This window comes from Pseudomonas sp. GL_135, assembly GCF_057834665.1.
Genome location: NZ_CM174408.1, coordinates 3,134,614 through 3,155,278, shown reverse-complemented (window position 1 = coordinate 3,155,278; position 20,665 = coordinate 3,134,614). Strand labels below are relative to the sequence as shown.

Below are 20,665 nucleotides of genomic sequence, written 5' to 3'. Positions count from 1 at the left end.
GCGAGGACGCAATGGGCAGAAAACGCGTGGCACGTCGTCGCAGGTGCTGAAACGGCACGCTCTGTTTAAGGGGGCAACCGGATTTTGGCAAGCGAAAACTGATATTCAGGCGCCCCGGCATAAGGGTTCCACCGTTCGGAGGAGCCCGGTCCAGAAAATGGGAACTCCCGCCGCGCCTGCCTCTCCTTTGAAGTAACTGACCTACAAGGAGGATCCATTGTGAACGAACAAGCCAGTCCCGGAATTGCCTATCTGATCGAATGCGCCGAGGAGACGACGATTGATTCGCGGCTGTTTGCCATTTACGAAGCCTTGGCCGAAGCGGGCGGGCTTATCCCTCAGGAATATTTGATCAAGGTGGCCCGCGAGACCACGGCAGGCCCCAAGCAGCAGTTGTTGATCAGACTGATTGGCAGAGCCAGCCGCGCGCAGGTCCATTGATCAGTCGTCGCGCCCCGTGTGTGCCCACCGATGCTGAATAAACCCTTTCACGACTCGGAGCCCTTGCCCCGTCGGCAACGCTCCGAGCAGTAACGCACCTCATCCCAGCAGCGCGCCCATTTCTTTCTCCAGGTGAACGGCAGCCCGCAGACGGCGCAGGTTTTCACCGGCAGTTCACTCTTCTTCAAATCGCCTCTCCGGCGTCGAGCTTGCTCAGAAGCGACTCGCCCCTTTGCCACAGCGCGTCCTGTTTCGCTTCGGTCATCCGATCAAGATTCTTGTAGACCATGCCCATGCGTTGATTGGCACGCAGCAGGTTGCTGTGGCGCATCACGAAATGCCAGTACAGCGAATTGAAGGGGCAGGCATCTTCGGTTGTGCTTTCCTTGACCTTGTACGCGCAGCTGCCGCAGTAGTCGGACATGCGCTTGATGTACTGGCCGCTGGCGCAATAGGGCTTGGAGCCGAGGTAGCCACCATCGGCATGCATGACCATGCCGAGGGTGTTGGGCAGCTCGACCCACTCGAAGGCGTCCATGTAAATTGCCAGGTACCACTCGCAGATCTGCTTGGGCGCGATGCCGGCGAGCAGGGCGAAGTTGCCGGTGACCATCAGCCGCTGTATATGGTGGGCGTAGGCGTGCTCAAGGCTCTGGCCGATGGCCTGGCGCATGCAGTTCATGTTGGTTTGCCCGGTCCAGTAGAACGCCGGCAGAGCCCGGGTATTGCCGAACGAGTTGCCTTCGGCGTAGTCCGGCATCTTCAGCCAATAGACGCCGCGCACGTATTCCCGCCAGCCGATCAGTTGGCGGATGAAGCCCTCGGCGGCGTTCAGCGCGACGCCGCCCGACCAGTAGGCTGACTCGACGTCGCTGCACAGCTGGCGCAGGTCCAGCAGCCCGATGTTCAACGCCGCACTGATCCGCGCATGGAAGAGGAAGGGCTCATCCATCGCCATGGCGTCCTGATAATCACCGAACGCGCCCAGCCCGTAATCGAGAAAGTACTGCCACAGGGCCTGGGCGTCGGCGTGGGTCACCGGGTAGTCAAAATTGTCCAGCGAACCGTAGTGACTGGCGAACCGCTCACCTACCAGCGCCAGCACATCGCGTGTGATGGCGTCCGGTACGAAACGCGCCGGGTAGGGCGCCGAGACCTTCTTCGGCAGCGCCTTGCGGTTGTCGGCGTCGAAGTTCCAGGCACCACCCACGGGCGTACCGTCGCTGTTGAGGAGCAGGCGTTGCTTGCGGCGCATCTCGCGGTAGAAGAATTCCATGCGCAGCTGAACCTTGCCGCTGGCCCACTGGGCAAATTCCTCCCGGGAGCAAAGAAACCGCGTGTCGCTGTGCCAGATCAGCGGCAGTCCGCATTCCCTGACCGAGTGCTCCAGACGCCAGTCGCCGCACTCGGTGGCGTGGACTTCTTCGGCCTGCAACGAGGCGTGCCAGCGCTGTAACTCGGTCGGCACCGAGCCGGTGTTCAGCGGGTCGTCCAGCGTTACGTACTGAACGATGATGCCGCGCTCCTGCAGCGCCTGGGCGAAATGGCGCATGGCGCTGAAGATCAGGGCGATTTTCTGCGGGTGATGGGCGACGTAGGTGGCTTCTTCCATGACCTCGACCATCAGCACGGCGTCGCGCTGGGGGTCGAGGTCGGCAAGAGAGGCCAGGTCGAAGGACAACTGATCGCCCAGGACCAGGCACAGGCGGCGGACAGGCATCATCGGTCCGTGCCCTGTGATGTGCAGGCAGCGCCTGCTGTGAGCGTGGACCGAGGAAAGAGAGATGAGAGAAGGTTGGGCACGGGATTCCTGATGGGCAGGGAGTGATGGCGCCGAGCTAGCGGTGTGCCCGGCGCGCGGTCATGGGGCTAGCCGGACACGTGCCGCCTGACGCATTGCATCAGGCCCTGCAGCGGGCCGGATTCCACCGGGGCCGGGACGCATACCGTGCGCTCCCGGTCGCCTTCGCTGATGGTCAGCGTGTAATGCTGCATGCCGCGCAGCGCACGGGCCGGGCGCCGACCTTCAGGCAGCGCGAAGAACCGGGACGCGTCGACCAGCTGCCGCAGCTCTTGCTGATCGGGTTCGGGCAGGGCGTCCACTTCAATGGTGTTGGGCTTGCTCAGCCCGGGAAAAAACGCGACCCCGCCGCTTTCGCTGAATGAGATACGCATGTTCGTGGCTCCTTCTTTTGCCAGATGGCCATGGCGGATCATTGCGCGTTGATGCCCACGGCCGCCCAACCTTCTTTTACCGCGATTTGAGCGTCTTGGCCTACACCGTACAGCCGGCCGGCCACATCGTGGGTGATCCGCGCAAAGCGCACGAAGCCGGCATTGGGGCGCAGACGTGAATCGCGCAGCGCGTCGTACCAGATGCGCCCGGCTTTTTCCCAGGCATGACCGCCAATGCGCGTCGCCACTTGATAGAACGCATGGTTGGGGATGCCTGAGTTGATATGCACGCCGCCGTTGTCGTCGTAGGTATGGACGAAGTCGTCCATGTGCCCGGGTTGCGGGTCCTTGCCCAGCACTTTGTCGTCAAAGGCGGTGCCGGGGGCTTTCATCGAGCGCAGGGCGCTGCCGGTGATCTGGTCGGTGAACAGCCCTTCACCGATCAGCCAGCTGGCCTGCTTGGCGGTTTGTTTCAGGGCGTACTGCTTGATCAGTGAGCCGAACACGTCGGACATTGATTCGTTCAGGGCGCCGGCCTGGTTGAAGTAGACCAGGCCCGCTTCGTCTTCGGTGACGCCGTGGGCCAGTTCGTGGCCGATCACGTCCAAGGCAATGGTGAAGCGGTTGAACAGTGACTGATCGCCGTCGCCAAAGACCATCTGGGCGGAGTTCCAGAAGGCGTTGTTGTAGCCCTTGCCGAAGTGCACGGTGGCGTCGAGCGCCATGCCGGCGTCGTCGATGGAGTTGCGGTCGAAGACGTCGAAGAAGAAGTCGAAGGTGGCGCCGAGGCCGTCATAGGCTTCGTCGACGGCGATGTCGCCGCTGACGGACTGGCCTTCGCCGCGGACGAGGGTGCCGGGCAGGGTTTCGCCACCGTCGGCGGTGTAGATCGAACGGCGTTTGCCGGTGGGTGCTGCAGCGGCCAGGTGCACGACGCGTCGGTCGGGTTGCGCGCTGAGGCGCAGGGAGCGAAAGGTGTTGTCTTTGGCCCGGGTGCGCAGGGCGGCTTCGCGCTGGGCCTTGTTGCCGTTGCGGGCGATTTGATCCAGCAGGTACGGCGGGATGAGGCAGAGGATGGGGTTACGCGTGTGGTTCCTGCACATAGGCAATACTCCAGGGTGGCGTCGTTCAGTTGAGCGACGCGTCGCGGTCTCGTTTTAATCGACAAGCGGAGGTGATCTCGCGTTCCCCACAGCGACACTGCGGTGCGGCTGAGATGGGTCTGCCTAATGGCAGACATTTCGCCTTCGGCGAGTTACTTGGAAAAGCACCCCAAGTAACCAAGGGTGCTTGCTCCTGGTTGGGTTCCTCCTTCGTCGGAATACCCTCACTCCGACGACGCTCCGTGGGCCCGCGCCGAACGGACATCCATGTCCTGACGGCGCTCTCGCCGCATCCATGCGGCTCGACCCACTGCGCATCGTCTGCGTTCGGCCTGCACCAAAGTCGCGATTGGCTGTGACTGGGCTTTTTGCGCAGGAAGATCAAAAGCAAATCAAAAGCAAATCGAGAGCAGATCTAGGGCAGATCAGGGGCAGATCAGTCGTCAGGGACTTGTGGGAGTGAGCTTGCTCACGAAGGGGGCGGTACATCCAACAGATATCTGGTGTTAGTGATAAAGCATTCGCGAGCAAGCTCGCTCCCACAAGGAGGGGGACTATCAGCAAAAATGTCGGCGCCTGAACTGGCCTCTTCCCGGCTAAAGCCCGTCCTACAAAACACCGCGTACACTTGTGGAATCGCCTCCGACTGTAGGACCGGCTTCAGCCGGGAAGCCGTTGATCTGCTTTTGATCTTGATCTTCATATGCAAAAGGCTCAGTCACCGCAAAACGCGACTTGGGTGCAGGCTGAACGCAGGTCTCGCGCAGTGGGCCGAGCGGCATGGATGCCGCGAGAGCCGCCCCCCGCCATGGATGGCGGATGGCGGCGGGCCCACGGAGCGAGACCGGAGTGAAGGAACCCTGACGAAGGAAGGGCCAAACCGAGAGCAGGCACTTTTGCTTACTTTTGGTGCTTTTCAAAAGTAAGTCGCCGAAGGCGAAACAGTCTGCCCCCCAGGCAGACGCTCTTGATCTTCCCTCAGTCCCCTCCAAACCGATGCCGCGCCGGGTTTTTCAGCCACAGTTGCAGTTCGGCCTCGGCCTGTTCCAGCGCGGTGCGGTTGAGGAGGCGGCGGAGCAGGGCGACGTTGACGGCGCGGGCGCGGAGGTTGAAGGCGGTGCTGCGCTCGCCGGCCGCATCGGGCTGGTAGACGCCGAGTTTTTCGTAAAGCTGCTGCAGCCGGTTCTGCACGCTGCGCAGCGACAGGTTGCGGCGGGTAGCGATGGTGCGGTCGGTCAGGCCGAGGGCGATGTCCTGCAGCACTTCGTATTCGCCGTCGCTCAGCCCGGACAACTGATCGTGGGCCTTCAGTTGCACGCCACGAATCTCGCGGTCGATCACGCACTGCTGCTCAATGAACAGCCCCCGCAAGGCCAGACGCAAGCGCTCTTCCGAGGCGGTTTTGAGGATGTAACCGTAAGCGGCCCCCTGGGGCACGATCCGCGCGATGCCGCGCACATAGGCCTCGTCCGAGTAATTCGACCAGAACAGAATCGACGTGTCGGGCTGCAACCGCCAGATCGTCTTGGCCGCTTCGACGCCGGTGCGGCAGGGCATCTGCAGGTCCATGACCACGGCATCCACCGGGCTCTCGGTGAACAGCCTCTCGCCGATCTGGCCGTCTTCGGCCTCCAGCAAACGGGTGCATTCCGGCAGGGCCACTTCGATCACTTCGCGCAGGAACGCCCGGTGCACCGGGTCGTCTTCAATCAGCAGGACGTGCATGGCGTCTCCGTTAAACGCGCAGGCCCGGAAACACCCGCCGCCTCATCCACTACAGCGAGGTCAGCCAGCGGCAGGCACACCCTGACCCGGGTGCCTCGCCCGTGTGGACCGCGTTCGATGGTCAGCTGCGCCGCCATCAGTTGCGCGCGCACCTGCATGTTCTGAATACCGCCGCTGTTGAACCGATGCCCCACATCCAGCCCAAGGCCGTCATCGTCGATGGTCAGCTGCAAAAGACCGCAGGTGTGGCTGATGTGGATGACGATGCTGTCGGGCATGGCGTGCTTGATCGCGTTGTTCACCGCTTCCTGAATGATGCGGAACACCGCGACCTTCACCGACTCCGGCAAGCGATCGCCCATGCCGTTGGTGCTGTCCTGCAACCGCGTTTCGATGCTCAGGCCGCTGTCGCGCACGCTGCGCCGCAACAGGTCTTCCACGCCTTCTTCAAAGCCGAACAACTGCAGCACCGTCGGCTTGACCGCATCAATGAGCTGCCGCAACTCCTGCATGCTGTCCTTGAGGGCGCGGGCAATTCCGCGCAGGTCCTCGCCCGGCACGCTGGGCAGGGTTTGCAGGCGGGCGATGCGCCGGTGCAGGCGGGTCATGTCGGCGAGGGTCTGGTCATGCAGATCCATGCCGACCCGCTGACGTTCACGCTCCAGTTCCTCGGTCAGGCGCAGCGCGCCCTGGCGCAGGCCTTCTTCTCGGGCACGCACTTGGGCCTCGGCGATTGCCAGTTGTTTGGCCTGTTCGGTCTGGCGCAGGGCGTACACGTACGAGGCGAGCAGGTCGGCGACGTGCTGGGTGTGGCGCACGTCGTCCAGGGTGTAGAAATGCTCGGTGTGTTTGGAACAGCTCAGCGCGCCGATGATTTCGCCACGGGCGCGCAAGGGCACGTGCAGGCGGCTGCGCAAACGGGCGTCGAAAATCGGGTGGTTGATGGCGCCGGGGAAGGCGAAGCGTGCGTCGTTCATGGCGTCGTGGGTCAGCAGAAAAGGCTGCTCGCCCAGCAGCACCGTGCGAATGGGGCTGGTGTGCACCGGCATCGGCTGGGCCACGTCGCCCCATAGGGTGTGTACGCCGCTTTCATAGGTAATGTGCTCGCGTCTGTCGAGGACGAACAGGCACACGTCGAGGTGGTCGTGGGGCAGGATCGGGCTGATTTCCCGGGAGACGGCATCGATCATCGACTGGAAATCCAGCTGGCCGGCAAGGGCGCGGGAAATGCCGAGAAAGTGATGCAGCACGTCTTCGGCGAGGGTGTGCGGTCGCTGTGCCATGGGCTCCAACCTGTTTTTATTTTTGGGATCGAACACGTTCTCGAACTGAGCATTTTTTGAAACTGCAGGAAGCAGTCGGGTCATTATGGGCCCTGCGTGGCAAAAAGAACGCACGTTCCAGCAGGTCGCTTGCGGGATCCCGCATCAGGTCTGCACGATTGACCACTGACGCTCCGCACCGGCCAGTGCAGACTCGCCGCGTACTGTTCGTAATAAGGTGCGACCGACGCCGTCGGCCACCCTGCAGCCCCCATAAAAATAACAAGGGTTCAACTATGAAAAGTCGTCGTCACCCGCTACGCCGTTCGTTGCTCTGTGCCGCACTGGCCGTGGCGCCCCTGATGGCTCTGCCCGTCGCTTCCCACGCCGATACGGCCGACAAGAAAATCGCACTCTCGAACAATTACGCCGGCAACTCCTGGCGCCAACTGATGCTCGCCAGCTGGCAGCAGACCACCGACAAAGCCGTCAAGGACGGCGTGATCGCGGCGGCCGACAGCTTCACCACGGCGGAAAACCAGGCTACCGAGCAAGCCGCGCAAATCCAGAACCTGATCCTTCAGGGTTATGACGCCATTGTCATCAACGCCTCATCGCCGACGGCGCTCAACGGTGCGGTGAAGCAAGCGTGCGACGCCGGCATCATCGTTGTCTCCTTCGACGGCACCGTCTCCGAACCCTGCGCCTATCGCATCTCCATGGACTTCAAACAGACCGGCATCGAGCAGATGGATTATCTGGCCGGGCGCTTCCCTCAGGGCGCCAATGTGCTGGAAGTCCGCGGCCTGGCCGGCGTGTCGGTGGACGAGCGTATTCACTCCGGTATCACCGCCGGCGCGCAGAAACACCCGAACCTGAAAGTGGTCGGCGAAGTGAACGGCAACTGGTCCCCGACCGTGGCGCAGAAAGCCGTTTCCGGCGTGTTGCCGAGCCTGCCGAAAGTCGACGCCGTGGTGACCCAGGGCGGCGAAGGTGTCGGCATTGCCCAGGCCTTTGTCGCGGCGGGCCGTCCGTTGCCGGCGATCATCTTCGGCAACCGCGAAGAAGAGCTGAGCTGGTGGAAAAAGCAAAGCGACACTCAGGGCTATCAGAGCTTCTCGATCAGCAGCGGGCCGAGCATTTCCAGCCTGGCATTCTATGTCGCCCAGCAGCTGCTCGACGGCAAGCAGATGCCCCATGACCTGCTGTCGCCAGCGGTCACCGTCACCCAGCAGACCCTCGACGCCAGCCTGAAGGACCTGCCCAAGGGCGGGATCGTCAGCGAGACCTACAGCGTCGACGACGTCGCCAAGCTCAAGCCCGCCGCTTCCCTGTGAGCTTCTTCCAGTAAGCATCGCGGGCCGCACTGTCTGCGGCCCGCCAAGGAATTTCGACCATGAACGCAAATGGACCTGTGCGGGTGGCCTTCGCTGGCGCCGGCAAATCGTTCGGCGCCGTGCGTGCCCTGAGTGACGTCGACCTGAGCGTGCGCGCCGGCGAATGCCTGGGGCTGATCGGCCACAACGGCGCGGGCAAATCGACCCTGATGCAAGTGCTCGCCGGCACCCTGGCCGCCGACTGTGGCCAGTTGCTGATTGAGGGCCGCGACCTGCGTGAAGGCTATTCAGTGCAAGTGGCGCGTCAGCACGGCATTCGCTGTGTGTTTCAGGAGCTGTCGCTGTGCCCGAACCTCGACGTGGCAGAGAACACCCGGTTGATGTCACCGGCTCTGCGCGGCTTCGGCTGGCGGCGTCGGGCCGGGGCGCTGATCGAAGCGATGCTGGAGCAGATTTTCCCCGGCCACGGCATCGACGCCGATGACATCGTCGCTGACCTGTCCATCGGCAAGCGGCAGATGGTGGAGATCGCCCGGGCGTTCATCAACGTCGACGAGCGCCTTGACCTGATCATCCTCGACGAACCCACCTCATCCCTCGACGCCCGCGTCGCCCAGCAGTTGCTGCAGCATGTGCGGCGGTTCGTCGAGGGCGGCGGCAGCATCGTGCTGATCAGTCACATCCTCGGCGAAATGCTCGGCACCTGTGACCGCATCGCGGTGATGCGGGACGGCAGAATCGTCGAAACCCGCGCCGCGCGAGACTTCACCCATGATTCGCTGGTGGAAGTCATGGGCGGCACGGCCCGCGAACAGCAACAGGCCACACAGGCATTTGCGTCCCGCCGTGAGCAAGGCAGCCCTCGCGTGCAGCAGCGCCCGGCGCGTCAGGCGGATGGCCGCTCGGTACAGGCCTTTGCCGGCGAGATCGTCGGGCTCTCCGGCTTGGCGGGCCATGGTCAAAGCCAACTGCTGACCCAGGTGCTGCGCGACTGTGTCAAGCACGGCACCGGCGCCAGTTTCGTGGCCGGTGACCGCCAGACCGACGGCGTGTTTGCGCTGTGGTCCATCGGCGAGAACATCACCATCGGCTCCCTCAACCAGCTCAAGCGCGGCCTGTTGCTGGACCCTGATGCCGAGCAAGCGATGGCCAATGACTGGATGAAGCGCATGAGCATCCGCACCCCGGACATGGGCAATCCGATCCTCTCTTTGTCCGGTGGCAATCAGCAAAAAGCCTTGTTTGCCCGGGCGCTGGCATCCGACAGCCAGATCATCCTGATGGACGACCCCATGCGCGGCGTCGACGTCGGCACCAAGCGCGAGGTGTATTCGATTCTGATGGAGGAGGCGGCCCGTGGCCGCACCTTCATCTGGTACACCACGGAGCTGGAAGAGCTGACCTATTGCGATCACGTGTATGTCTTCCGCGATGGGCAGGCCGTGCTCGACATGCCGCGCAGTGAATTGAGCGAGGAGCGCATCCTGCGCAGCTCCTTCGCCGAGGAAACCCCATGAATGCCCCGCTGAATTCCGTTGCCCGCGCACCCGTTGCGCCGCGCAACAACGCCGCGCGCCGTGCCCGTATGCTCCGCGCTGCCTTGCCGGCGGTGTCGCTGGTGGTCTTGCTGGCGACTATTTTCATCATGCAACCCCGGGCCATGAGCTACATGGGCCTGAACCTGATGCTCAACCTGGCGGTGCCCATCGCCCTGGCGACCATCGCGCAGATGCTGATCATCAGCGTCAACGACCTCGATCTCTCGATGGGCAGTTTCATCAGCTTCGTCGCCTGCGTGGCGGTGACGCTGCTCGATCAACACCCGTTCCTCGGCTGGCTGGCACTGGCCGGGTGCGTGGGCGTGTATGCGCTGCTCGGCGCGTTGATTCACAGCCGCAACCTGCCGTCGATTGTTGTCACCCTGGGCATGTCGTTCATCTGGGTCGGCGGCGCGATTCTGTTGCTGCCGTCGCCGGGCGGGACGGCGCCGCAGTGGCTGCAAGCGTTGGTGCGAATCAAGCCGCCGCTGATTCCGCTGGCAATCATCGTGTGCCTCGTGCTCGGGCTGGCGATGCACTTTTTCCTGATGCGCTCCACCGTCGGCGTGGTGTTGCGCGGCGCCGGCGGCAATCCGCTGGCGATCGCCAAGGCCGGCTGGTCGCTGCTGCGCATCAAGGTGGCAATGTACGCCATGGCCGGCAGTTTCGGCGTGCTGTCGGGGCTGTTTCTGGTGGGGCTGACCACCTCGGCCGACGCCAACGTGGCGCTGCGTTACACCCTGTTGTCCATCGCCGGGGTGATTCTCGGCGGCGGCGAATTCGTCGGCGGGCGCGTGTCACCCATGGGCGCAGTGCTCGGCGCGCTGACCCTGGTGCTGGCCGGTTCGCTGCTGTCGTTCATCCGCATCTCGCCTGACTGGCAGATCGGCGCCCAGGGCGCGATTCTGATTTTCGTGCTGGCGCTGCGTGCGGCGGTCAATCGTCTGGAGGTACGCCCGCTATGAGCACTTCAACTGTCGCAGCGCTGCGCGGCAAGCCGTGGCTGTGGTCCTTCCTCGCCGCATTATTGATCTGGGTAGCGACGCTGGTGTTTACCGGCGGGCAGGGCGCAGGCGCTTTACTGTCTGGCGCGCTGGCGTTCTCGACGTTCTTCGCGATTGTCGGCATCGGCCAGATGTTCGTGATCAGCACCGGGCCGGGCAACATCGACCTGTCTATCCCGGCCAACATTGCCCTGAGCGGCGCGCTGGGGATGAAGCTCATGGACGGTCAGGACGCGAACATCTGGCTGGGCGTGCTCGGCGTGCTGGGCATCGGCGTGCTGGTGGGCTGCGGCAATTTTGCGCTGATCCGCCTGCTGCGCATTCCGCCGATCATTGCCACGTTGTCGGCGAGTTTTATCCTGCAATCCCTGGCCATTGCTTATGGCCGCAGCGTGCGGGTGCCGCCGCCGGAGGGTTTCTACACCTTCGCCACCGGCAGCGTGTTCGGCGTGCCGTATCTGGCCCTCGTGGTGATCGCCGTGGCGGTGCTCATGGGTTATGTGCTGACCCGCACCCGCTACGGGCGTTCGGTGCTGGCCATCGGGCAAAACGCCCGCGCCGCCGAACTGGCCGGGATTCGTGTCGGAAGAATGCGTTTCGCCACCTACGTGCTCTGCGCGGTGTTCGGCAGCCTGTGCGGGCTGACACTGGCCGGGTTTTCCGGCGGTGCCTCCCTGGGCATGGGCGAGGAATACCTGCTGGCGTCCATCGCCGTGGTGGTAATCGGCGGCACCTCGGTGGCCGGCGGGTTTTCCAACGTGCCGGGCATCTGGGGCGCATCGCTGTTTCTCTACCTGCTGGTGAGCATGCTCAACACCTTCGGCGCCAGTGCCGGGGTGCGGCTGATCCTCACCGGCCTGATCATTATCGCGGTAATTACCGCTGTCAGCGGACGCAAAAATGCCCGCGCCTGAAGCAAGGATCGACCCCGTGTCCGACGACCTCTATGAATGCCATGACAAGCGTTTCCACCGCCTGATCCTGCCCAACGCCCAGCTTGAGCGCCTGTACGATCAGTGCCGCTGGGCCGAGGGGCCGGTGTGGTTCAACGACGGCGGCTATCTGCTGTGGAGCGACATCCCCAATCAGCGCATGTTGCGCTGGACCCCGGAGCAGGGCGTGTCGACGTTCCGCACCCCGTCGAATTTCGCCAACGGCAACACCCGCGACCTCCTTGGCCGGCTGATCACCTGCGAGCACGGCACCCGCAGCGTCACCCGCACTGAACCGGACGGGTCGATCACCGTGCTGGCCGAGCGCTTTGAAGGCAAGCGCCTGAATTCGCCGAATGATGTGGTGGTGCACCGTGATGGCGCGGTGTGGTTCACCGATCCCAGCTACGGCATCCTCACTGATTACGAGGGTTATCAGGCCGAGGAAGAGCAGCCGGGCCGCCACGTCTATCGCATCGACCCGGACAGCGGCGAGGTCGCCTGCATGGCCAACGATTTCGTGCAGCCCAACGGCCTGGCGTTCTCTCCGGACGGGCAGACCTTGTACATCGCCGATTCCGGTCGCTCCCACGATCCTGACGGGCCCCATCACATCCGCGCATTCGAGGTCATCAATGGACGTGAATTGGGGCAGTCTCGGGTGTTTGCGGTGATCGAGCCGGGCGTGCCGGACGGCATGCGCGTGGACGTGCAAGGGAATGTATGGACCAGTGCCGGCGACGGCGTTCAGTGTTTCGCCGCCGACGGTACATTACTGGGCAAGATTCGCCTGCCGGAGAAGGTCGCTAACCTGACCTTTGGCGGCCCGCGCCGTAACCGCTTGTTCATCACCGCCAACACATCGTTGTACTCGGTGTACGTGGCGGTGGCGGGGGCTCAGGTCCCTTGAGCGATGCAGGGCAGGGCGTGTGTCGTTTTACGGAACGCGCCCCGGTGCTCAAAGCTTGAAACGACCGACCACAGTGCGCAGTTCGCCGGCCAGCAGCGACAGTTCGTCCGCCGTTACCGCGTTGTCCTCGATGCCTTCCATCAACATGAAGGTGCCATTGCGGATCTCGGTGACATTGCGGTTGATGTCTTCGGACACGGCGTGCTGCTGAACGGCAGCGCTGGCAATCTGGGTGTTCATGCCGACAATCGATTCCACGCCTTCGTTGATCGCGTTCAGGCTTGAGGACGTCTGATCGGCCGACGTCAGGCAATCCTGCGCCCGGTCCTTGCCCGCTTTCATCTGCTCCACGGCAGCGCCGGTCGCCAGTTGCAATTGCTGGATGATCCGCTGGATTTCGGCGGTGGAGTTCTGCGTCCGTGAAGCCAGGGTCCTCACTTCGTCGGCGACCACGGCAAAGCCACGGCCTTGCTCACCGGCGCGGGCGGCTTCGATGGCGGCGTTGAGGGCGAGCAGGTTGGTCTGGTCGGCGATGTTACGGATCACTTCAATGACCCCGCCGATCTCCTGACTGTGCAGCGCGAGCGCTGCGACCTTTTGCGCGCTGAGGTCGACTTCGCCGGCCAGTGCCTCGATGGTCTGGCGGGTCTGCTGCATGACGACCAGGCCTTTGCCTGACGCCTGACTGGCCTGTTCCGCTGCACGCGCTGCGCCTTCTGTGTTCTGGGCGACGTCGGCGACACTGGCGGTCATTTCGTTGATGGCGGTGGCGACCTGTTCGGTTTCGCCTTGCTGGGCGTTCATCGACACTTTGGCGCGGTCGATGGACGCAGTCAGGCGAGTGGCTGCGTCGGACACCGAACTCGAGCTGCGCTCGACCTGAGCCAGGGATTCACCAAAGGCCTGGACCATGTGATTCAAGCCGGTGCCGATGTCGGCCATTTCGTCTTTGCCGACCACATTGACACGGGCAGTGAGATCGCCCTGAGCGATGCGGCGGGTGGCGCTCAACATGTCTTCCATGGCCCGGCGCATGGCGCTGTAGATCCCGCTGAAGGCGTAGATCAGCAACAGTCCGGCGATGGCGAACATGGCCAGCATGGCGGCGCGGTCAGCCGATTTGTCCTGAAGGCGCTGTTCAAGCTCTGCGGACAGCGCTGCCTGCAAGGCGTCCTGTGCCTTATACAGCTCGGCGACCACGGCATTGCCTTTCGCTGGCAGCCCCTGCATGCCGGTGATGGTGGTTTCCGGTGAGGTGACCAGGGTTTGCAGGTCGCTGCGAAAGCTGTCGAGGCTGGAGAGCGCGCTGCTCACAGGAGACTGAATGCGATCAGTAAGGGTCGGTTCCTGACGCCGTAGCAGGCTGAGACTCTGCAGCAGCTCCTGGCGAATCTGCGCTTCTTGCTTGAGCAGCGATTTGATCGTGCCACGCAGGGTGTCCGTGAGCGGCTGACCCTCGTGCAGACCGCTGGCCAGGCCGCGCAACTGTCCGACCACGTTGATCTGGCGAGGCAGACGCAGGGTGCTTTGATCGATCAGGAACAGCGAGGCGTAGTCTTCGTCGAGCACCATCCCGGAGGTGGCGGAGACGAAGTAGATAAAATTCAGCGTCTGGGTCATCTGATCGCTCCATGCGTCAAACAGGGTCGCCTGATCGGCCCCGGTTTTAGTCTGGCTGATCAGCCCTTCGGCACCGGAGCGCAAGCGCTGCACCCGATCTCCGGTTTCAAGCCCCGCACCCAGCTGTCGGTCGGTGGTCTCGAGTCTGGTGTACGCCTCCAGCAGTTTGGCCTGGTTGGCGGCGAGGTCAGGTTGGGCGGTCTGATCCCCGCTGAGCAAGCGGTTGGTCAGAGCGCGTTGAAGCATCGACAGGCGCAGCACGGGGGTAACGTCCGTCAGATAGCGCTGGCCGACTTGTTCGGAATGGATGTTATCGATGCTGGCGTTGAGTTGATTGAGCAAGCGCGCGCCCAACAGGGCCAGCGGCAGCAGAACGATGATGGCAAGCACCGCGAACTTGGCGGGAAAGCGCAGGCGGTTGGTCAGGTACACGGCAGGGGCAAGAATATTCATGGGGCTCTCACAGCCCCTAAGTGGGGCGATTAGGATTTTGTCGGTGAGAACGGTCCTTTTTCTCGGAAGTCAGTGGCGCTGACGACTTTTCTGCAGGAAGCGTTATGGCTGCCTGCGGGTCGCTCTGATCCATCTGTCGGCGCCGATCGTATTAACTTTACTAAAACTTGTACAAAACTTTATTTCTGTATAGCTTTGGAACTGAAACGATTAGCTGATGTCTTTGTGATATCACTTTTCTCAACTCGGCCGAAGTCTGTTTTAAGGCTGTTATCACCGCTTCGCACCTTCCGTCATGAAGCAGTGTCAGCAGTAGTGGCCATGAGATATCATTCAATCCGTATTTTTAGAACCGAGGGCGCAGGTCATGAACTGTTCGCTGCAAATTGAGCAGAAGCGCCTGTCCGCGGTTCATGCTTTGCAATGGCTGGAAACCGCACACAGTGAGGATTTCGACCGCCTGTGTCGCCTGGCTGCTGCGCACTTTCGCGTACCGACGGTGTTGGTATCGCTGGTGGAAAAAGACCGCCAGTGGTTCCCCGGTCGGGTAGGTTTCGACGCGAGTCAGACGCCTATCGAGCAGTCATTCTGCCGCTACACCATTCAGAATTCCGGCGTCATGGTGGTCAATGACGCCACGCTTGACGTGCGCTTCGCCGACAACGCGCTGGTTACCCGACCTGATGGCATCCGTTTCTACGCCGGGGCGCCGTTGTGCAATCAGCACGGCGATGTGCTCGGCAGCTTTTGCCTGATCGACACAGTTCCCCGCGAGCTCCAGCCCGACGAAGTGGCTGTCCTCGAAGATTTTGCGCAACTGGTCATGGGGCAGGTCGAACAGTGCCAGGTGATGCGTTACCGCCACCCTGTCAGCCGCCTGCCCAACTTGCAGCAGTTCCTGCTGGACACCCAGGGCGTTGAGGTGACCGCAAGCCAGGTGAGACTCATGGTGGTAATCCGCACCCAGCCGGTGATGAGCGTTGCGGATATCAGCGTGAGCAGCAATCTGGATGCGCAGCAGACGCGTCGCGACATGGCTCGCTGCCTGCGTCGTCGCCTGGATGGCATCGCCGAGCTGTACCACGTCAGCGACCAGGATTTCTGTGTGCAGATGAGCTGCGACCGGTCTCGCCGCGACGACCTGGTTCGCATGCTGTTGGCCCTGATCACAGAGCCTTTTACTCATCAGCAGATTGCCGTGGGGCTGGCCTGCTGTGACGACGGTCAGAACTCCGCCGCTGCACTCATGGGCAAAGCGACTCACGCGGCGGGGAGGGCGGTCTATCGACAGGTGCCGTGGGCGGCGTATGACGAAGCGGAGGATTGCGCCCAGCGGCGCGCCTTGACCCTGCTCAACGAACTCGCCGAGTCGTTGGTCAGTGGCGACATCTATCTGGAGTACCAGCCGCGTTTCAGCCTGCAGGATGGCCGTCTGCTCAGCGTCGAGGCGTTGATTCGCTGGACCCATCCGATGCTGGGCAAGATCTGGCCAAGCGAATTCATTCCGTTGATCGAGAGCGCTGGCAGGATCAGCACGGTGACCCGATGGGTCATTGATCGGGCGCTGAGCGACCTCAGCGGCTGGATCGATGAGGATGTACGCCTGTCGCTCAACCTGTCGCCGCTGGACTTCGCCGATCTGGACATCGCTTTGACGCTGCAAAGCGCCTGCGACCGGCACGGCGTGAAACCGGCTCGGCTGGAAGTCGAGATCACCGAAGGCGAGTGGATTCGTGCCGACAAGCGCGTCATTGCCCAGCTCACTCGTATTCGCGAGTTGGGCGTTGACGTGGCCATCGACGATTTTGGCGCGGGGTACAGCAACTTTGCCTACTTGCACGAAATCCCGGCCAATATCCTCAAGCTGGACAAATCCCTGGTCACGGACCTCGAGAGCAACCCGCGCAACCGCATCATTGCCCGATCCGTGCTGCACCTGGCCCGCGAGCTGGGCTATCGCACCGTCGCGGAAGGCGTCGAAACGTTCCGTTGCATGAGCCTGGTGCGTGAGTTCGGCTGCGAAGAAGCGCAGGGGTATTTCCTCAGCCGGCCGCTGAAGCTGCAACAGCTCAGAGAGCAGTGCCAGAACATTGCGCTGACGTTCACCCCTGAGCCGTCGAACGCGCAGCTTTATGCGGATCTGGCTGATACGGATCAGGTGATAGAAGCAGCGTGACCCTTGCCGGGTTCCAGAGTGGGACCGGCTTCAGCCGGGAAGAGGCCGGTGTGAACACCCGCAATCCTGCGGTGTAACCCCCGACGCCTTCCCGGCTAAAGCCGGTCTACGGGACGCGCGCGGTTTCATAGTGGGACCGGCTTTAGCCGGGAAGAGGCCGGCGTGAACACCCACAATCTTGCGGCATGACGCCTGACGCGTTCCCGGCTAAAGCCGGTCCTACAGAAGACGTCAAAGCCGGTCCCACGGTTGGGGTCAATGCCGGTCCTGTCCCGATCAAGGCAATCCCTACTGATCGAGCGAGATTACTCGCCCGATACCGGCGTCGGCTGGATGATTTCGACCCAGTAGCCATCCGGGTCCTTGATGAAGGCCAGGCTTTTCATGCGGCCGTCAGTCAGGCGTTTCTGGAAGTCGACGCCCAGTTCCTCAAAGCGCGCGCAGGCAGCCTTCACGTCGGGCACCGAAATGCAGATATGGCCGAAGCCACGCGGGTCGGTGTTGCCGTTGTGGTAGGAAAACGCGGGGTCCTTCTCGGTGCCGTGGTTGTGGGTCAGTTCGAGCACGCCGGGGATACCTTTCATCCAGACGTTGCGCGCGGCGTCGTCCTGTGGAATCTGCGCCTTGTCCACCAGCGCCAGGAAGTAAAGGCTGAATTCGGCTTCCGGGAAGTCGCGTTTTTCCACCAGGCTGAAACCCAGCACGCGGGTGTAGAAATCCAGGGAAGCGGTGATGTCCTTGACCCGCAACATGGTGTGGTTGAAGACGAATTTTGCGGTCGATGCGTCCGGGGTGGCCGTGACGCCGGGGAAGGTGTTCAGGTCGTGCAGACTCATGGTTGTCTCCGGGTTAACGCTAAAATGTTGCGTAATGATACGGACTCATGAACGACTCGCCAAACCGAAGGCGCATAAATCGCGGCTTTCGGCTTGTGGGCAATGGATGACCGGCTCACACTTCGCGGCTCGACCTTCAGGTACCGCCCATGCATCTCTCATTGCGCCCATGCGCCCGCGTTGCTTTCTGTCTTGTGCTGATGATTCCGGGCGTCGCGTCTTCGGCTGACGCCATGATCATCTGGCCCCAAGGCTGGGAAGTGGAAGCGCTGCCCCAGCCGCCGGCGAGCGAAGGGCAGCCCGCCGTGCAAATACGACAGCGTGCGGTTAAAAACGATCAGAACGGTGATCCGGCCATGGTGGTCGAGCTGACCCAGACGCAGCTGCAGCCCGGTCACTCCGTCAATGTGCAGAGCGTGCTGCTGGAGATGCGCAAGGCGGTGCAGGTCAATTTCGCCCGCGGCGGTTTTCAGAGCGTCTGCACGCGGATGAAAGACAGCACGCTGAGCGACATCCCGGCAATGGAGACCACGTGCACGATCACCCAGAACGGCAACCACGTCATGACACAGACACTGGTAGCAGCGGCGAGTCCGCAATTGGCGTGGTCGTTGTCGTATGCCGGCTCGGCGCAGGGCTATGCAGCCCATAAAGACGAAGTGCTGCGAATCAGGGACAGTCTGCGCCTCGGATCGGCGCAGTAGGGTCGAGGCAGGGTATACACAAATCGCGGGCATAAAGAAGCCCGCCGAAGCGGGCATTGGGGCACTAATCCTTTAGTAGCCTCCATCCTCTACAACCCGGTGTGAAAAAAATGTGAAGCTCACGAGCCGTTCAGCCGCGGAGGGAAAATTCGTCTGTCGATGCATGAAGGCTCATGGCCAGCCTCAACGCCCCTCACGTCCATATTTAGCGTGATAAATAACGCGGGTGAAACTCGACGATCAAGCATGCTATAAGCCAACCGTGTATTGAAAGCGGTATATCCCTTTAATACGAATCTGTTCAGCTAATTGTCAGGTTTGATATTCAAAGCGTGCCTGCGCCGGCTTGCATTATTTAAAATACCTCACCGTTGGCTGGCTGTTATCAGCGCTGAGCGCACATGTTTCATTGCCATACAGACCGACTTGCAGAGAAGCCCCGCGAGCAGAGCTTCCTCTCAATGTTGCAGGCCAATGTTTAAGGGCGCAGTGGATTAGCGGCCGCGCAACCACGAATCAACGGTTTCGGCACCGTATTGTATTTTCCAGTTTTTCAAACCACGATGGTTGCCGCCTTTGGTCTCGATCACTTCGCCGGTGTGCGGGTTTTGATAGACCTTGACGACCCGCGGACGGCGGCGTTTCGGAGCTGCTGGTGCGGAGGTGGAGGCGCCGGTGTGGGGGTCGAGGATGGCAATGATGTCGCGCAAGGTCTTGTCGTACTTGCTCATCAGGGCCTGCAACTGCTGCTCGAACTCGATTTCCTTCTTCAATCCGTCGTCGTTCTTCAGGTACTCCAGCTGGGCCAGCTGCTCCTGAAGGGCTTTTTCTGCTGCGCGATATTCGGCAAGTCTGGACAAAATGATACTCCGGCAATTAATGGCTGTTGTCAGCTCAATGCAAGCAACCTTCCACGCACTACGATGCGCATCGGGTTCTGCTGCTTTTGGTTTCACCACGTTCTACCGTGTCCTTGACATCAGGATCGGCCGTCGACACTAACTTCTGAGGATGAGCGTTGGTATCAAGACGGGTAGTTCAATTGTGGCGCGAGTAAATAATGCACGTTTTTTACGCTTTGTAAAATAGCGGATTTACTCATCGCTAAGTGAAACACCTCGGAGACGATAAGCGGGTCTGACAAAAAAACAATAATAGGCGCAAAGCGTTGTAAGTAATTTCTTATACTTTAGCGCCGTTGGAAACAGTCCCGTCTTAAAGGCCTTGCTGCAGGGCAGGATCATCGGCGTTGAGCTGCTCCAGTTCCGCGAGCAGCACCTGCACCTTCTGCAGCTGCCCGGTCTCGGTCCAGTAACGAATCAGCAAAATCCGCGCGCGGCGGTCGGCGGGTGCGCGCTGCAGGATGTCCTCCAGCTGACGCTGCGCGGCTTCGAGCTGGTCCAGGTCGTGAAGCGCCACGGCAAGGTCGTAACGGTAGCCGGTATTCTCCGGGTCCAGCTCAATGGCCCGAGTCAGCGGGAGCAGGGCGTATTCGTTCTGTTTGTGACGCAGCAGCCATTGGCCGAGTGCGTGTTGCGCCAGGGACGACTGGGGCTGTTTCTCCAGCCATTGGGCGAGCAACTGGCGCGAACGATCGGCCTGACCCTGACCGTCGAGCAACTGCACCAGCGCCAGGCCGGTGTCGAGGTTGTCCGGCTCCAGTTTTGCGGCCAGTTCCAGCGCCTCGATCGCCTTTTGCGGCGTGCCGTTGTTGAGGTAGAGCTGCGCGAGCGCGAGCTGACGTTGCGCGCTCGGCGGCTGGGCGGTCAGCGCCTGCTCATAGTGCTGAGCGGCCTCTTGCAGCGCGCCGTAATACAGGCCCAGTTCATCCGGGCTCAGCGGCAGCAAGGCGCGCACCGCGCTGAAGCGCACCTGATCATCGGCGGCGTCCAGCAGCGGGCCGATCAGCGTGCTGCGTTGATCTTCAGGAAGCATGGCGGTGACTGCCTGGATGGCCGCCTGCTGAACCAGCGGCGCGGGGCGCTTGAGATCGCCGCGCAGAATTTTCAGGGCCTGGGGGCCCGGGTAATTGACCAGCTCAGCCAGCAGGCCGGCGCGGCGAATATCCGACAGGTCAGTGCGGGTGAATTGCTGATAGAGCACGCGCGCGGCGCCGGGCTTGCCACCGTGGGCCTGCTCCAGTGCTTCGGCATAGCTGTGATTGACCTGCGGTGCGGCCGGCGGCGCGTGCCAGTTTCGCACCAGCATCGCCATGGCGATGATCAGCAGCAACAGCGCCAGCGCAATTGCCACCTGCCAGCGACGTCGAGCCTTGAGCTGGGCGGGTGTGCGCCGGGAAGACGACTCAGACATATCGGTTTCCGTGTGGGCGTGTGCAGCAGCTTCGGGGAGAGACCGCCGAGTGTCAAACGCTGTGGGGAGTGATGGCCCCCTCGGGCGCTCGCTGGTTGTTTATCAACGGTCCAGAAAAAAGCCCCGAACCTTGTGG

The 20,665-nt window shown here is 62.1% G+C and carries 18 protein-coding genes; 8 read left to right on the top strand and 10 right to left on the bottom strand.

What is annotated here, in order from left to right; translation table 11 throughout:
- The first annotated feature begins 219 nt into the window (after positions 1-219).
- Positions 220-441, top strand: coding sequence for a hypothetical protein (locus AC3ISG_RS13910; protein ID WP_122534743.1), 222 nt, complete (start codon positions 220-222; stop codon positions 439-441).
- A 47-nt stretch (positions 442-488) separates the two neighbouring features.
- Here AC3ISG_RS13910 and AC3ISG_RS13905 read toward each other — a convergent pair whose 3' ends face one another.
- The 6 genes from AC3ISG_RS13905 to AC3ISG_RS13880 form a co-directional block, all read right to left on the bottom strand.
- Entirely contained in the window at positions 489-629 is a 141-nt protein-coding gene (locus AC3ISG_RS13905; protein ID WP_122534744.1) for a DUF2256 domain-containing protein, read from the bottom strand.
- Complete coding sequence (locus AC3ISG_RS13900) at positions 626-2,164, bottom strand: cryptochrome/photolyase family protein (protein WP_489297206.1); 1,539 nt, start codon at positions 2,162-2,164, stop codon at positions 626-628. Before AC3ISG_RS13900 ends, AC3ISG_RS13905 begins: the two co-directional genes overlap by 4 nt.
- A 146-nt stretch (positions 2,165-2,310) precedes the next feature.
- Entirely contained in the window at positions 2,311-2,616 is a 306-nt protein-coding gene (locus AC3ISG_RS13895; RefSeq protein WP_122534746.1) for a protealysin inhibitor emfourin, read from the bottom strand.
- A gap of 38 nt (positions 2,617-2,654) precedes the next feature.
- The gene (locus AC3ISG_RS13890) at positions 2,655-3,719 is read right to left on the bottom strand and encodes a M4 family metallopeptidase (protein WP_489297205.1); all 1,065 of its coding nucleotides are present in this window, start codon (positions 3,717-3,719) and stop codon (positions 2,655-2,657) included.
- Between the two features lie 978 nt (positions 3,720-4,697).
- Positions 4,698-5,444, bottom strand: coding sequence for a response regulator transcription factor (locus AC3ISG_RS13885; protein WP_122534749.1), 747 nt, complete (start codon positions 5,442-5,444; stop codon positions 4,698-4,700).
- Positions 5,429-6,727, bottom strand: coding sequence for a GAF domain-containing sensor histidine kinase (locus AC3ISG_RS13880; RefSeq protein ID WP_489297204.1), 1,299 nt, complete (start codon positions 6,725-6,727; stop codon positions 5,429-5,431). Before AC3ISG_RS13880 ends, AC3ISG_RS13885 begins: the two co-directional genes overlap by 16 nt.
- A 275-nt stretch (positions 6,728-7,002) precedes the next feature.
- On the opposite strand from AC3ISG_RS13880, the gene AC3ISG_RS13875 reads away from it, so the two are divergent.
- Genes AC3ISG_RS13875 through AC3ISG_RS13855 form a run of 5 tightly spaced genes read left to right on the top strand, consistent with a single transcriptional unit; the run spans position 7,003 to position 12,427 of the window.
- Positions 7,003-8,043, top strand: a complete 1,041-nt coding sequence (locus AC3ISG_RS13875) for an ABC transporter substrate-binding protein (RefSeq protein WP_122534750.1) — start codon at positions 7,003-7,005, stop codon at positions 8,041-8,043.
- Positions 8,044-8,102: 59 nt separating this feature from the next.
- The gene (locus AC3ISG_RS13870) at positions 8,103-9,560 is read left to right on the top strand and encodes a sugar ABC transporter ATP-binding protein (protein ID WP_489297203.1); all 1,458 of its coding nucleotides are present in this window, start codon (positions 8,103-8,105) and stop codon (positions 9,558-9,560) included.
- Positions 9,557-10,546 (top strand): ABC transporter permease, encoded by a 990-nt coding sequence (locus AC3ISG_RS13865; protein ID WP_122534752.1) that lies wholly within the window; start codon positions 9,557-9,559, stop codon positions 10,544-10,546. Before AC3ISG_RS13870 ends, AC3ISG_RS13865 begins: the two co-directional genes overlap by 4 nt.
- Positions 10,543-11,499, top strand: a complete 957-nt coding sequence (locus tag AC3ISG_RS13860; protein WP_489297202.1) for an ABC transporter permease — start codon at positions 10,543-10,545, stop codon at positions 11,497-11,499. The genes AC3ISG_RS13865 and AC3ISG_RS13860 overlap by 4 nt, the downstream gene beginning before the upstream one ends.
- A 16-nt stretch (positions 11,500-11,515) precedes the next feature.
- Positions 11,516-12,427, top strand: coding sequence for an SMP-30/gluconolactonase/LRE family protein (locus tag AC3ISG_RS13855; protein WP_489297201.1), 912 nt, complete (start codon positions 11,516-11,518; stop codon positions 12,425-12,427).
- Between the two features lie 48 nt (positions 12,428-12,475).
- Here AC3ISG_RS13855 and AC3ISG_RS13850 read toward each other — a convergent pair whose 3' ends face one another.
- A complete protein-coding gene (locus tag AC3ISG_RS13850; RefSeq protein WP_489297200.1) occupies positions 12,476-14,500 on the bottom strand; it encodes a methyl-accepting chemotaxis protein in 2,025 nt (674 codons plus the stop codon).
- Between the two features lie 367 nt (positions 14,501-14,867).
- Between AC3ISG_RS13850 and AC3ISG_RS13845 the strand changes: the two genes are divergently transcribed.
- On the top strand, positions 14,868-16,676 hold the full coding sequence (locus AC3ISG_RS13845) for a sensor domain-containing diguanylate cyclase (RefSeq protein WP_489297199.1): 1,809 nt from the start codon (positions 14,868-14,870) through the stop codon (positions 16,674-16,676).
- Between the two features lie 305 nt (positions 16,677-16,981).
- On the opposite strand, the gene gloA is transcribed toward AC3ISG_RS13845, so the two are convergent.
- Positions 16,982-17,512 carry a lactoylglutathione lyase gene (gene gloA / locus AC3ISG_RS13840; RefSeq protein WP_485620090.1) on the bottom strand — a complete coding sequence of 177 codons (531 nt, stop codon included), beginning with the start codon at positions 17,510-17,512 and terminating at the stop codon, positions 16,982-16,984.
- A 200-nt stretch (positions 17,513-17,712) separates the two neighbouring features.
- On the opposite strand from gloA, the gene AC3ISG_RS13835 reads away from it, so the two are divergent.
- Positions 17,713-18,216, top strand: coding sequence for a DUF4946 domain-containing protein (locus tag AC3ISG_RS13835; RefSeq protein WP_489299538.1), 504 nt, complete (start codon positions 17,713-17,715; stop codon positions 18,214-18,216).
- Between the two features lie 494 nt (positions 18,217-18,710).
- Here the strand turns inward: AC3ISG_RS13835 and AC3ISG_RS13830 are convergent, their stop codons facing one another.
- Entirely contained in the window at positions 18,711-19,076 is a 366-nt protein-coding gene (locus AC3ISG_RS13830; RefSeq protein WP_122534759.1) for a histone-like nucleoid-structuring protein, MvaT/MvaU family, read from the bottom strand.
- Positions 19,077-19,431: 355 nt separating this feature from the next.
- A complete protein-coding gene (locus AC3ISG_RS13825; RefSeq protein ID WP_272629026.1) occupies positions 19,432-20,529 on the bottom strand; it encodes a tetratricopeptide repeat protein in 1,098 nt (365 codons plus the stop codon).
- Between the last annotated feature and the right edge of the window lie 136 nt (positions 20,530-20,665).